Origin of the sequence: Fictibacillus sp. KU28468 (genome assembly GCF_026153615.1) — a bacterium.
Classification (GTDB): domain Bacteria; phylum Bacillota; class Bacilli; order Bacillales; family Fictibacillaceae; genus Fictibacillus_C; species Fictibacillus_C marinisediminis.
This window is the reverse complement of the sequence record NZ_CP110666.1, coordinates 2,396,411-2,410,422: the sequence shown is the minus strand read 5'-3', so window position 1 is coordinate 2,410,422 and position 14,012 is coordinate 2,396,411. Positions and strand designations below refer to the sequence as shown.

Sequence of the window (14,012 nt, the reverse complement as noted above, 5' to 3'; positions counted from 1 at the left end):
ACGATGGAAATGATCGGTTCAACCTATACATTTAATGCCAATAACGGTGAAAAAATAACCTTGAGACCTGTTGTTATGGAAGATGCCGGGCAGATCGTTGATGCAGTAAAGGAAATCGTTGATGCAGGAGAATTTTTACAAAAAGAGAGGCCCCGCACAAAAAGTGAGGAAGAAGATTTTATCATTGACTGCCGGATGAAAGGAAATATGTATACCGCCATCGAAAAACAGGGAACTGTGATCGGGATCGCCCGTATCATTAAAGGTGAACTGACGATGAAAAAACATACGGGGATGTTTAGAACGTGGATTAATTCAAAAGGACAGGGTTTAGGGATAGGCAAAGAGGTAATGGACTATTCCATCCAATGGGGGAAGGAGAACGGACTTTATAAGATCTGGCTGACTGTCTTCTCAGAAAACAAAATCGCCATCAGGCTTTATGAAAAAGCTGGTTTTACCGTGGAAGGCGTTCAAAAAGGACAAGTGATCATCAATCAAGAACTGCAGGATGAATGGTATATGGCCTGTTTCCTTAAAAAAGAAAGCGAGTAGCGAAAAACTGGGCAGCCCCAGTTTTCTTTTTATAGATTCATTCATAGAGAATCATACATAATTATGGTAAAGTGAAGAGGACTAAAGGTATTGGAGAAGTGGAGAGTTCAATGAATAGAGCAGGAATCACCGAACAAAGTGAACAGCAAATAAAGAGTGCGGCTTCATCCATTGCCGCAGCTTACCGTGAATTAAAAAAACTCGGTTCTGGGGGCGAGGCTGGTGCGGTCTTGGATCTGTATGAAAAAGTGAAAACCCAGCAGTTTGCCATCGCGTTCTGCGGCCATTTTTCTGCCGGTAAATCCAGCATGATCAATGAGCTCATCGGGGAAAACATATTGCCCTCAAGCCCGATTCCAACAAGTGCAAATGTGGTGAAAGTCCAAAATGGAACACCTTCAGCAAAAATCTTATTAAGAAACAAAGGAATAGTGAGTGTAGATCCACCTATTGATGTTTCAGAGATAAAAAAATGGGCAAAGAACGGCGAAGAGATCGAGAGTATTGAAATCAATGTGGACCGTACTGTTCTTCCCGACCGAATCGCCATCTATGATACACCTGGCATTGATTCAACGGATGATGCCCATAAGGTTGCAACAGAATCTGCCCTTCATATGGCAGATGTCGTATTTTATATCATGGATTATAACCATGTTCTTTCACAGCTTAATTTTACTTTTATCCGGCTGCTGAAAGAACAGGGAAAGAAATTGTACCTGATCGTGAATCAGATCGATAAACACAATGAAAAAGAGATCACGTTCCGTGAATTTACAAACAAAATTAAGAGCGGATTCAAGAGCTGGGACATTGAACCGGAAGAGATCTTTTTTACCACCATCATGGATCCCAGCCATTCCGGGAACCAGCTTCAGGAGATCAAAACGCTCTTCCAAAAATTTTATTTGGCGAAGGACGAATGGATTCAGGAAAACGCCTTCAGCGAAACTGAGCGCTTGATCAGAAAAACGGTACAAACTGGTCTTGACCTTGATGAAGACCGCTATAGAGAAGCATTTGAAACAGCTGAAGGAGAAGAAGAAAACGCGAGTGAACAAAAAGCTGTTCATTTTCTTGGTAAAATGGAAACGTTGGAAAAAGATGTGGTACAAAAGAAAGCGGATGCCGCGAAACGGTTTAAAGACATCCTGGACAACGCTATCCTTATGCCCTTTCAGACGAGAGAACTTGCCAAGAACTACATTGAGAGCCGGCAGGATAGTTTTAAAGTAGGCGTTCTGTTCGCCTCTAAAAAAACTGAAGCCGAACGAAATGCACGGCTTCATGCCTTTTATGAATCAGTGCAGGAGAACATAAAGACACAGATCAACTGGCATCTTAAAGATTACTTTCATGCACATTCCGTTGTAATGAAAGAAGAGCCGGTACTGAGTCCAGACCGGCTGGCTGCTCTTATCAAGCCTGGAGCTTCATTAAACGGCAATTATGTTTTGCAATACTGCAATGATGTCGTGGAAGATATCAAGCGTACTTTTATGTCGCATTACCGGCCGGAACTTGATCAGATCAATATTGAGACAGACAAAAACGCGCAAGCAAAGATTCAACAGTACAAGGTGCTGATCTCAGAGCAGGAAAATATTTTAGCCGCACTGCGAAAAACAAAAGAAGTGAGACAAAAATGGATATCCATAGAAAGCATGATTTTAGATACCTTGTACAATGAACAAAACCATGCAGTTGCGATGGAAGAAGCAGATCTCGTCCTTGCAGCACAAGTGGAGGAGGTTTCTAAACTTACCGTTGAAGACTTAAAGAAAAACGCCAATCCTTCAGAAGAAACCGAAATACTGGATAACGTCCCTATTGGAGAAACAGCAGTGAACCGCGCAAAGACCGGGGAGTCGTCCCGTCTTGAGGATGAAGCAGAAAAGCTTGAATCCGCAGCAACCATCCTGTCCAGGCTTGAGTTGATGAAAAATCGTTCTGATGATATGAAACGTTTTTCAGAACGGCTTTTAAACCGGGATTTTACGGTCTCGCTGTTTGGTGCTTTTTCTGCTGGAAAATCATCGTTTGCCAATGCGCTGATCGGGGAAGAACTCTTGCCCGTTTCTCCGAATCCAACAACTGCCACGATCAATAGGATTGTTCCGCCTGATCAAGAGCATCAGCACGGCACAGCACTCATTTATTTTAAAAAAGAACAAGATCTTTTAGATGAGATCAACCTGTCACTGTCTCATTTTGGAAAAAAGGCAGGAAACATTCTCGAAGCCATACAGGCAGCGGGCCAGATTGACAGCCGAAAAAGCTCTGATAAGCTTCGTCCGCACCTTCAATTTTTAATGGCGGTCCATAGAGGGTTTAGTGCGATAGAAAAGCAGATTGGTACCGAAATGTCTATTTCCGCTGGAGAGTTTAAGGCATTCGTTGCCGATGAAGAAAAGGCATGTTTTACAGAAAGTGTATCGGTCTATTATGATTGCGCGCTGACAAAGATGGGGGTGACATTGGTGGATACACCGGGAGCTGACTCCATCAATGCCCGCCATACGAACGTCGCTTTTGAATTTATAAAAAAATCAGACGCCATACTTTATGTAACCTATTATAACCATGCATTCTCAGCCGCTGACCGTGAGTTTCTGATCCAGCTCGGACGTGTCAAAGACACCTTTGAACTGGATAAAATGTTCTTCGTGATCAATGCATCAGATCTGGCGAAGGATAGTGAAGAGCTCATCGATGTTGTGGAACACGTCGGTGATAATTTGCGCCGGTTCGGGATTAGACATCCAAAGCTGTATCCGATTTCGAGCTATTTTTCATTGCTGGGACAAAAACCGACGTGTGAACTGTCTCAGGAGGAACGAAACCGGCTCGGAAGCATATACCAAGAGTTACAAGGGCAGGAACTATTGCAGCAGACAGGATTCCTGCCGTTCATGAACGCCTTTATGTCCTTCTTAAAAGAAGACCTTGCAGATGTGCTGATGAATTCAGCGATTAACCAATTCCAGCAATCCAAGTTTATGCTGGAGCGGCTGATCGACGAAGCAGCCTCCAGTCAAAAGGACCGTGAAAGAAAAACACAAGAGCTTAAGAATACATGCACGAACGTGCTGCAAACGATGGAAGGCTATTTTCTGCAGCAAAAAGAAGAGCTTCTTCAAAAAGAGATCAATGAGCTGCTGTTTTATGTAAAACAAAGAGTTATGCTTCGGTTTACCGAATTTTTTAATGAGGCATTCAACTCCTCTGTGATCACAGGATCGGTAAAAGAACAAAAGAACGCTTTGCCTGAAAGCTGGAAAGAACTGCATCAGAGGATTCAATTTGATCTGCAGCAGGAATCGAGGGCAACCATGCTCAGGGTAGAGAAATACATTCTTTACTTGCTCAGTGAGATGCACGAGGAAATGGATCAGGCATTGAAAAGGTTTAATGGTCCGGAGTATCACATGGAAAAAGAGGAAATTCAGTTCAAGAGCCTTGAAATTGAAACGAAGCTTCACGAGGCCGAGGGAAAACAAACGATTCTTAAAGAATTTAAGAACGCACGTCATTTCTTTGAAGAAGGGGGAAAGAAAAACATCATGGAAAAGATGTACACCATGATGGAAAACCCAGTTCAAACTTTTGTGGATGATAGTGCAGGAGTGTTCTATATGTATTATCTTTCAGCATTTAATGATTCAGCGCGATCCGAAATCAGCCGTAGAAAAGAAGAAGCTGTCCTTTATTATGAAGGGCTGCTTAAAGCGCTTGAAACTCCTGGGCTTCTGGAAACGATGAAGAAAAGCTTACTGGAACTGAATCAATTATAAAAAAGGGGCTGTCCTGAAAGTCGAAAATTGACCTTCAGCAGCTCCTTTTTGTCTTGAAAATCTTCAATGAAAAGTTGATTGAAGTGGAAGGTGCGAGACTCCTCGAAAATGAACTTCACATTTTCTTCGTGCGATAAAAAGCTGCCGGAGCCTTCCTTGTCCTGCGGGACTAGCGTGACAGGTGAGACTCCCGCAGGCGCTAGCGCCAAAAAGTGGTAAGGCTCACCGCACGCCCCGCGAAAGTAGGCGTTTACGCCGGTAAAAGCGAGCACCCTGGAACGGAAATCAACAACTTACAGAATTCTTGGACAGCCCCTTTTGCTCTTATTGGATCTCACTGACAAAGCTTGCTTCGATCAATCCTAGTTTTTTATGGATTGTATTTACTTTTTCGGCAAAAGCACTGAACTGTTTGTCAGCTTCTGCTGTTTTCGCTTCATCACCTAGGCCTTCAGCTCAGGGATTTCTTTCGCTGCTTTCTCTCCAGAGTCCTTGGCTGCCGCAGCTAATTTTTCAATGTCTGCTTTTGGTGTTTTCTTTTCAGGATCAAGAGCTGCTGCATAGGCATTGAACGGCGCATGATATTCGCGCAGTTTTGCTCCTAATTCAACTTCAAAATCCAATACTGCGGATTTTTCTTTGTTTTTGTCCGATGAAGTTTCTGAATTTGGTTTATCCTGGCCTTTTGCTTCTTTTTCCTGGCTGCATCCTACGCTCAGCACAAGCAAAAGTACTGCGGCAATACTCATAAATTTCTTCATATCACAAAACCTCCCTAAATATGTAATTTTCTAGAAATTGGCCGGCAAAATCTAGTTTATTATGTTTTCAGTCAGTTGTAAAATGATAAATTATTTAAAATGTTTTGAAAAATGAACGCTGATCAATCACATGGTATACTAAACCAAAGATGAGGTTTGAGGAGGAAAAAGGATGAGTGTACATCAAGAGATCAGCAAACATTCCAGCAGACAGCACGCGATTGTATCAGAATTTCTGATGCTGGAACAAAGAAGAGAAAATTTGATCGATATCGCGGTTGAGCAATGCGGAAAAGGACTTCCTTTCAGTGTGAAAGAGATTAATGAAGTAAGTAAACAAATGAACCAGCTCGCTCAAAAGGGGATTGTTCCTCAGCGGAAATTGATCACAGAACAAATGGTAAAGGAATATGTGCACAAGAAAAACCAGGCTTAAATGCCTGGTTTTTTTGTGATTTCCTAAAATAATTAAGGATTAGTGATGGATAGGGATTTTAAAAAGGATTCCAGCCTGTCTAAACCGGCAGATAGCTGTTCCATAGATGCTGCATAAGATATCCTGATGTAGCCTTCACCCAGTTCAGAAAAGGCTGAACCGGGAACTACGGCTACTCTCTCTTTTTCCAATAACTTTGTGGCAAATTCCAGTGAAGTGATCCCATATGGAGAGATATCAGGGAAAATATAAAAAGCTCCTCCTGGCTTTTCGGCGTGCAGTTTCATTTCAGTTAACCTTCTGATGACAAACTCTAAACGCTTGCTATATTCTTTTTTCATGGGAAGCGCATCGTCTTTGCCGGCTGTTAATGCTTCAATCGCAGCCATCTGTGAAATAGTTGAAGCGCACGTCACATTGTATTGATGCACCTTTAATAGATGTTTTGAAATCTCTGCGGGAGCAAAGACGAGGCCGATCCGCCATCCGGTCATAGAATGTGATTTGGAGAGCCCGTTGATAACAATCGTTTTTTCTTTCATCCCTGGCATCGATGCGATCGAGACGTGATCCTGCTCGTAAGTGAGTTCGCTGTAGATTTCATCGGATAGTACAAAAACATCCAGATCTTTTAGCACATCTGCAATTTCCTTGAGCTCGCCAGGAGATAATATACAGCCCGTTGGATTGGAAGGATAGGGCAGGATCACGCACCTTGTATTGGGGGTGAGGTGTTCCTGAATTAGCTCGGCGTTAAGTTTAAAGCCGCTTTTTGTGGTATCCACATAAACTGGATTCGCTTTGCACATCTCGATGACAGGAGCATAGCCTGGGTATACTGGACCGGGAAGCAGGACATCACATCCTTCATCTAAAATCGTGCGCAGAGAAATGTCAATTGCCTCACTGGCACCGTTCGTTACGATCACTTCATGTTCTGGATGATATTCCATTCCATATTTTTCATTCAAGAAGGAAGAGGCGGCTTTCCTTAACTCTAAATAGCCGGCATTATGAGAATACACGGTTTTGTTTTCATCAATGGCCTGTTTGGCAGCATCTTTAATATGCTCCGGAGTAGGGAAGTCAGGCAGTCCCAAGGTAAAAGAAATGGCGTCCGGATATTGGCTGACAAGGTTATAAAACGTACGGATCCCCGATATTTGAATATGTCTGACCGAGGGATTCAATAAATGTTCCAACTCATTCTTCCTTTCTTTATCCGTTTGCTTTTAGCAGCGGATGTCTGTTGTTGTTAAGTTTAGCTTTAAACTCCTTTTAGAGTCAATGGTTTGAATTTCTTGTATGTAAAAAGCTGTGAAAACCATACTAAGAAAAAGCCTGTATGCTATTTGGATCTGGAGGAGAATATGGAATCGAAAAAAAAGCTGGACTTAATTTCACTAGCATCAATCCCGCTGGTAATGACGCTGGGAAACTCAATGTTGATCCCTGTACTGCCCTCGATTGAAAAGAAACTGCATATATCTTCTTTTCAAGTCTCGATGATCATTACGGTATATTCTATAGTGGCTATCATCCTTATTCCTATCGCGGGCTACCTGTCCGATCGGCTGGGCAGAAAAAAAGTCATCATTCCAAGTTTGATCATAGCAGGTATTGGGGGGCTCGTAACAGGCTGGGCTTCTTGGAAAATGAATGATCCTTATTACATTATCCTGGCCGGACGGCTGCTGCAGGGGATCGGTTCAGCAGGAGCAGCTCCGGTCGTACTCCCATTGGTGGGGGATATGTTTGATGATGAAAAGGAAGTAAGCTCAGGGCTCGGCCTGATCGAAACGAGCAATACATTTGGCAAAGTGTTGAGCCCAATCGTGGGGGCTATATTGGCAACCTTCATCTGGCATCTTCCTTTTTGGTTTATCCCCATTTTCTGCTTGATTTCCATCGGCCTTGTTTTTTTTCTTGTGAAGACTCCAAAGAAAGAAGAACAGGCACCGCCGGCTTTCAAGAAATTTTTACGATCGTTTAAGAAAACGTTCAAGAACAACGCCAAATGGCTGATCGCTATCTTTGCAATCGGGGGGATCATCATGTTTGTGCTGTTTGGCATTTTATTTTATTTATCCACAACACTTGAAGAAGAATACGGCATACACGGGATTAAAAAGGGATTCGTATTAGCCATTCCGCTTCTTGCGTTATCTATTTCTTCATATATTGCTGGCAAGAAGATCGGCCAGAACAAGTCTTTCATGAAATGGCTCACTTTCGGGGGAATCATGCTGCTTGCCGTTTCGATCTTGAGTGTTACGTTTACAGATGGACTCTATTTCCTGCTTGCCATTCTTTTTGTCAGCGGAATAGGAATTGGATCAGCCTTGCCATGTCTGGACGCTTTAATCACAGAAGGTATAGAGAAAGAAGAGAGAGGGACCATCACCTCATTGTATAGCTCAATGCGCTTCGTCGGGGTTGCTCTCGGACCTCCCATTTATGCGATTATCATGAAATCCGATCATTCCATCGTATTTTATACATCCGCGGGTGTCAGTCTGTTTGCTGCACTGCTTGCTTTTTTTGCGATTAAACCCGAAAAGGAAAAAGGTGAGAAAGGCAAAAAAGAAGAAGGGCAGGCAAAACCGCTGAACCCTGCATTACATTAAAAAGCTCACGGCAGATGCCGTGAGCTTTTTACTTTTCATCGCGATCAGTTCTAAGGTTTGTTGGCGGCCACCAAGTGTAGCCGTCTTCGTTCAATAGTTCTTCCGCTTCAAGAGGACCCATTGTTCCTGAAGAATATTTGTAGAGAGGAATATTTCCATTTCTCCAGGCATTTGTAATTCCATCAATAAATTCCCAAGAAAGAGCCACTTCATCCCAGCGCGTGAAATACGTTGAATTTCCGAGGAGGCAATCGTGCATCAGTTTCTCGTATGCCTCAGGACTGTTCAACTCATTATGGCAGTTGTTGCAATAGCTCATGTTGATGGGCAGAAGGGCAGGGAAATCACCTTGAGGCTTCGCGTTCAGCGAGAGACTCAAGCCCTCATCCGGCTGAATATGAATTCTCAGAAGGTTTGGCTGATAATGGTCATCATGCTCGTGATAGAGCGCCATTGGTCCGTTCTTAAACTGAACCACGATTTCTGTTGCCTTTGTTGCCATACGTTTACCTGTACGAAGGTAGAACGGTACACCAGCCCAGCGGAAATTATCAATAAACACACGAGCCGCAACAAATGTGTCCGTTTTTGAAGCAGGATCGACATTCTCTTCATCCACGTAAGCAGGAACGGTTTTTCCGTTCATTGTGCCTTCCTTATATTGTCCGCGGATCACGTTTTTAGCAACTTCTTCTTCATTGTAGAAACGCAGGGCACGAAGCACTTTAACTTTTTCATCGCGGATTAATTTGGGATCCAGTCCGCCGGGAGGCTCCATAGCAACCATCATCGCCATCTGCAGCATATGGTTCTGCAGCATATCCAATATCGCACCGGATTTTTCATAATAGGATGCGCGGTCTTCAACACCAAGTGTTTCACTGGAGGTAATCTGAACAGAGGATATGTACTTATTGTTCCATATCGATTCAAAGATCGCATTTCCAAAGCGGATGACCTGAATGTTTTGGACCATTTCTTTACCAAGATAGTGGTCGATACGGTAGATGCTTTCCTCAGGAAAACTCTTCTGAAGCTGCTCATTCAGTTCAGTGGCTGAGTGAAGATCGTGTCCGAAAGGTTTTTCAATAACCAGGCGCTGCCAGCCTTCCGTCTCAGTCAGTCCTTCTGATTTTAAGAAGGAAGGAATGGTACCGAAAAATTGCGGAGCCATCGCAAGATAGTACATACGGTTTCCGCCAAGGCTGTATTTGCTGTCGAGTTCATCAGCAAGAGCTTTTAGATCTTGATAGCTTTTTTCGTTGGTTACATCCATTTGAAGGAAATAAAAATGGGAGATGAATTCATCCACTTTATCATTTTGGATGTTTTGCTCTTTGGATATAGAAAGCTTCACATCTTCCTGAAATTTTTCATGTGAAAATTCTTTTCTTCCGACACCGATGACAGCAAACTTTTCGTTGAGCTTTTGCTTTTGGTACAATTGAAAGAGTGCAGGGTACAGTTTACGGTGAGCCAGATCTCCTGTTGCACCGAAAAGTACGATACAGGCTTCTGGAATATGGTTGTTCATGATATCAATCCTCACTTTGCTAATATTACTTATGACATCAGTTTCCCCTATGTTTCATAAAAATACGTGAATTATTTATCGAAAGGAGTCGCCTCATGAAAAATATTGTAACACAAGAATGGCTGGAGTCTCATTTATCGCGCTCAGAGCTTGTCATATGTGACTGCAGGTATAGCCTATCCGACCAGGAAGCCGGAAGGAAACAGTACGATTCGGGACACATTCCAGGTTCAATTTATGTGGATCTAGAAAAAGACTTGTCAAGGAGTGTCACAAAGCATGGAGGTCGCCATCCGCTTCCGTCAAAAAAAGAAATGTCGCAAGCGTTTGGACGTTTAGGAATTGATGAAAAGAAAACCGTTATTGCTTACGATGATCAGGGAGGTTCATATGCTGCAAGGTTATGGTGGATGCTGAAGCTTCTGGGCAATGAGAAGGTTTTTGTCCTGCAGGAAGGTTTTTCTGCCTGGGAAAGGAAAGGGTACCCAGTGACGTCCGAGAATACGGTTCTGCAGCCAACGGTTTTTACTCCTCAAGAAAGCAAATGGAGGACAGTCAGTATGGAAGAAGTCAGACTAGCATCGCTCGAAGATGGTAAGGAAGCCATTGTTGTTGATTCAAGGGACCCTGAACGGTATAAAGGTAAGCATGAGCCGATCGATAAGAAAGCGGGGCATATTCCAGGAGCGGTGAATATTCCGTGGCTAAAGAACGTGAGTGAAGGAAGTAAATGGCTTGACTCATCAGAGCTGAAGAGTGTTCATAAAGATCTGAAAGGAAAACCTGAAGTGATCGTCTATTGCGGATCTGGAGTAACGGCGTGCGCCAATATACTCGGCATGGACGAAGCCGGCATCGAGAATGTAAGATTATATCCTGGAAGCTGGAGTGACTGGATATCTTATCCGGAAAATAAAATTGAAAAACAATAAAATAATTTCACGTACCGTATTTAAAGTATGAATTGAAGGGAAATAAATATGGCAAACATCGACATGCATACTCATTCAACCGCATCAGACGGAGTAAACTCGCCTGCTCAGAACGTCAGACTTGCCGCAGAAAAAGGGCTTGGCGGGCTTGCAGTTACCGATCATGACACGGTTTCAGGCGTTTCTGAAGCACTAAGCGAGGCTGCCAGTCATTCAAACTTTTTATGTATCCCAGGAATTGAAATCAGTACGCTCGACAACGGACAAGATATTCATGTTCTTGGTTATTTCATTGACCATGAGAATGCTGAATTCCTTTCAAAGCTGGAGGAACTTCGTATTGTCAGAAATAAAAGAAATGAAAAGATCGTTAACAACCTTCAGGAGCTCGGAATTTCAATCACCATGGAAGAAGTAACAGCAAAAAGGAAATCATCCAGTGGTAATATTGGCCGTCCTCATATTGCTGAAGTACTGATGGAGAAAGGAATAATCAGCTCTTTGAGAGAAGCATTTGATAAGTATTTAGGCAAAGGGAAGCTGGCTTATGCCATCACTGAGAGAATATCGCCGGCTGATGGCGTTAATATTATTCTTGATGCCGGGGGTGTCCCTGTTCTGGCTCACCCGGGTTTATATGATCAGGACGAACTGATTCCGCAGTTGAAGGAGCATGGATTAGCAGGGCTAGAGGTTTACCATTCGGATCATTCAGCCGAGCAGGAAGTGCATTATCGAAACCTTGCTGAGCGCTACCAGTTAATTCCCACAGGAGGCAGTGATTATCATGGAATTCGAAACGGAAAAGTTTTTCACGGAGACCTTGGTAATCGATACTCTGACTTAATAACAGTAGAAAAGTTAAAAAGCTTATCAAAAAAATATCGTTAAACTGCCAATTGGCAGTTTTTTTCTTTTCGCCTTTCATTTTAAATTTTTAAAGGAATAAACAAATGGCTATGGAATAAACAAGGTAGAAATGGGGGTAATAATCAAATGCAAACTGAAACGTTTTATAAACAAACAGAAATTAATAAAGAAGATGTAACAGCTGAGATATTTCTGGATTATTTTAATGAACGCTTGAGAGTGGATGATTATCGGGGAAATATTTCTTCCTTGGCCGCTGAAGTCAACGAACTGGCTGTTCAGCATGATTTCTCAAAAGTGATCATTAAGGCAAAATCAGAACATGTTGGAACTTTTCTAGCATTTGGCTTTTTGCCTGAAGCGGTATTCAGCCAGTATTTCAATGGAAGCGACGCTGTGGCGATGTGCCGATATTACACAAACGAAAGGAAGAGAAGTGACTTTTGGATTGAGGAAGATAAGATTATGGATCGGATTTTTGAACTTCCAGAGGGCAAATCCGGCGGATATTCTCTGCCAGAAAACTACCTTATCCGATTAGCTGACCAAAACGATACAGAAGGCCTATCCACTTTATATGGAAAGGTATTCCAAGTATATCCCACTCCAATGAATGATCCTTCCTATATTAAAAATACAATGGAGAAGGGGACCATTTATTATGTGATCGAACAGAATGAAGAAATTGTAAGTGCTGCATCTGCGGATATTAATCAGCAATATCACAATGCAGAACTTACAGACTGTGCTACATTGGCTGAACACCGAAAATTTGGTCTGATGAAAATCTTGATTGAGAAGCTTGAACTGGAACTGAAGAACCGTAAGATCTATTGTGCCTATTCCATCGCACGCTCTTTGTCGTTTGGAATGAATGCCGTCTTTTTTCAAAGAGGCTATAAATATCATGGGAGATTCACAAAAAATTGCCTGATTTTTGATAAATACGAGGACATGAACCTCTGGATGAGAGATCTGTCAGCAAAATAGTGCCGAATTTTCGGCGATCCTGATGAAAATTGAGCAGCTTGTTCTTTTGATTCAGAGTGGAGGTGCCTATGTTTAAAGACTCGGTTGAAACCATTGAGATGCTAAAAGCCATATTGAAGACGATTGATGAAGGAATTCATGCAGTGGATGCCAGCGGAATGACCATTTTTTATAATGAAGTTGCCGCAAGGCTTGATGGTTTAAAAGTTCCTCAAGTGCTAAACCAGCACGTACTATACTCTTTTCCTTCATTAAACCAGCAAACCAGTACATTGCTGAACGTTATTAAAACAGGAAAACCGATCATCAACCAGCATCAAACGTATACAAACGTAAACGGCAAGCGGGTGGATACGGTCAACACGACGCTGCCGCTCATAGTTGACGGGGAACTGATCGGTGCGATTGAAATATCAAAGGACCTTACAAAAATAAAACAATTGTCCGAGAAGCTTCTTGATATGCAGGCTCAGTTTCATAAAGACCGTTCCGTTACCATAAAAAATGGCCATTATGCATCTTATCACTTAGAGGATTTTATTTCAGCTGATCCTCAGATTGATCAGTTAAAGTCACTGTCGAAGAAAGTATCTGAAACTTCCTCACCCGTTCTGATCTTCGGGGAGACCGGAACCGGAAAAGAAGTTCTCATTCAAGGTATACATAATCATTCATTGAGAAAAAACAAACCATTTATTGCCCAGAACTGTGCTGCAATTCCATCACAGCTCTTGGAGAGTATTTTATTCGGTACAGTGAAGGGAAGCTTTACGGGTGCTGTCGACCGGCCGGGCCTTTTTGAACTGGCGGATGGTGGAACCCTGTTTCTGGATGAGATCAATTCTATGCCTCTTGATATCCAAGCAAAATTATTGAGGGTCCTTCAGGATGGGGTAGTCCGCAGAATCGGTGCTGTTCAGGGCAAATTGGTGAATGTAAGGATCATGGCTGCATTGAATGAACACCCTTCAGAATGTGTTAAATCAAATAAACTTAGGGAAGATTTATACTACAGGCTGAACGTGATTTTTTTTGAAATCCCTCCATTGCGGTATCGTATTTCAGATATTCATCTGCTTGCTGAGCACTTTATTTCTCAATATAATGTTCAATTCAAAAAACAAATTAAGGGGCTTTCAGAAGAAGCATTCCATCTTTTTAAGCAATATCCATGGCCAGGAAATGTCAGGGAGCTGAAACATGTGATCGAATATGCCATGAATATGGCGGATGATAATGAGGAAATAAAAGTTGCAGACTTGCCTCATCATCTCCTGGCCACTCCTTCTCTTGCAGGCTCTATTGAGCAGACACCTATTCCTCCTCTTAGGGAGGCTCTCGCTCATCGGGAACGCGAGCTGATATCCAAGGCTCTTTCTGCTTCGGATGGAAATATTCAGAAAGCTGCACAACTGCTCAAAATACCGAGACAGACACTGCAATATAAATTAAAAATCAATGCACACTGAACTGCCGGATTTTCGGCAGTTTTTTCTTTTTCCCAAACAAGTGG

12 protein-coding genes are annotated in these 14,012 nt (G+C 42.5%); 8 read left to right on the top strand and 4 right to left on the bottom strand.

Features of this window, described 5'->3' with window-relative positions; all coding sequences use genetic code 11:
* The first annotated feature begins 3 nt into the window (after positions 1-3).
* Together OKX00_RS12485 and OKX00_RS12480 are read left to right on the top strand one after the other, a co-directional pair.
* Positions 4-555 (top strand): GNAT family N-acetyltransferase, encoded by a 552-nt coding sequence (locus OKX00_RS12485; protein ID WP_265407587.1) that lies wholly within the window; start codon positions 4-6, stop codon positions 553-555.
* A gap of 110 nt (positions 556-665) precedes the next feature.
* Positions 666-4,349 carry a dynamin family protein gene (locus OKX00_RS12480; RefSeq protein ID WP_265407586.1) on the top strand — a complete coding sequence of 1,228 codons (3,684 nt, stop codon included), beginning with the start codon at positions 666-668 and terminating at the stop codon, positions 4,347-4,349.
* Here OKX00_RS12480 and OKX00_RS12475 read toward each other — a convergent pair.
* Positions 4,340-4,621: a hypothetical protein gene (locus OKX00_RS12475; RefSeq protein WP_265407585.1), complete on the bottom strand. Its 282-nt coding sequence runs from the start codon at positions 4,619-4,621 to the stop codon at positions 4,340-4,342. The genes OKX00_RS12480 and OKX00_RS12475 overlap by 10 nt on opposite strands.
* 171 nt (positions 4,622-4,792) lie before the next feature.
* Positions 4,793-5,110: a hypothetical protein gene (locus tag OKX00_RS12470; RefSeq protein WP_265407584.1), complete on the bottom strand. Its 318-nt coding sequence runs from the start codon at positions 5,108-5,110 to the stop codon at positions 4,793-4,795.
* A gap of 172 nt (positions 5,111-5,282) precedes the next feature.
* Between OKX00_RS12470 and OKX00_RS12465 the strand changes: the two genes are divergently transcribed.
* A complete protein-coding gene (locus OKX00_RS12465; protein ID WP_265407583.1) occupies positions 5,283-5,546 on the top strand; it encodes a DUF2533 family protein in 264 nt (87 codons plus the stop codon).
* Positions 5,547-5,578: 32 nt separating this feature from the next.
* Here OKX00_RS12465 and OKX00_RS12460 read toward each other — a convergent pair whose 3' ends face one another.
* Positions 5,579-6,748: an aminotransferase A gene (locus OKX00_RS12460; protein ID WP_265407582.1), complete on the bottom strand. Its 1,170-nt coding sequence runs from the start codon at positions 6,746-6,748 to the stop codon at positions 5,579-5,581.
* 168 nt (positions 6,749-6,916) lie between these two features.
* Here OKX00_RS12460 and OKX00_RS12455 point away from each other — a divergent pair, with 168 nt between their 5' ends.
* The gene (locus OKX00_RS12455; RefSeq protein ID WP_062232025.1) at positions 6,917-8,173 is read left to right on the top strand and encodes a bacillibactin exporter BcbE; all 1,257 of its coding nucleotides are present in this window, start codon (positions 6,917-6,919) and stop codon (positions 8,171-8,173) included.
* Positions 8,174-8,201: 28 nt separating this feature from the next.
* Here OKX00_RS12455 and zwf read toward each other — a convergent pair whose 3' ends face one another.
* Entirely contained in the window at positions 8,202-9,710 is a 1,509-nt protein-coding gene (zwf, locus tag OKX00_RS12450; RefSeq protein WP_416054338.1) for a glucose-6-phosphate dehydrogenase, read from the bottom strand.
* 92 nt (positions 9,711-9,802) lie between these two features.
* Between zwf and OKX00_RS12445 the strand changes: the two genes are divergently transcribed.
* The 4 genes from OKX00_RS12445 to OKX00_RS12430 all read left to right on the top strand — a co-directional run bounded on the left by OKX00_RS12445 (position 9,803) and on the right by OKX00_RS12430 (position 13,968).
* Positions 9,803-10,639, top strand: a complete 837-nt coding sequence (locus OKX00_RS12445; protein ID WP_265407580.1) for a sulfurtransferase — start codon at positions 9,803-9,805, stop codon at positions 10,637-10,639.
* Positions 10,640-10,687: 48 nt separating this feature from the next.
* Positions 10,688-11,530 carry a PHP domain-containing protein gene (locus tag OKX00_RS12440; protein WP_265407579.1) on the top strand — a complete coding sequence of 281 codons (843 nt, stop codon included), beginning with the start codon at positions 10,688-10,690 and terminating at the stop codon, positions 11,528-11,530.
* A gap of 105 nt (positions 11,531-11,635) precedes the next feature.
* Positions 11,636-12,499 (top strand): putative beta-lysine N-acetyltransferase, encoded by an 864-nt coding sequence (gene ablB, locus OKX00_RS12435; protein WP_265407578.1) that lies wholly within the window; start codon positions 11,636-11,638, stop codon positions 12,497-12,499.
* A gap of 68 nt (positions 12,500-12,567) precedes the next feature.
* The gene (locus OKX00_RS12430) at positions 12,568-13,968 is read left to right on the top strand and encodes a sigma-54 interaction domain-containing protein (protein ID WP_265407577.1); all 1,401 of its coding nucleotides are present in this window, start codon (positions 12,568-12,570) and stop codon (positions 13,966-13,968) included.
* Positions 13,969-14,012 lie beyond the last annotated feature (44 nt).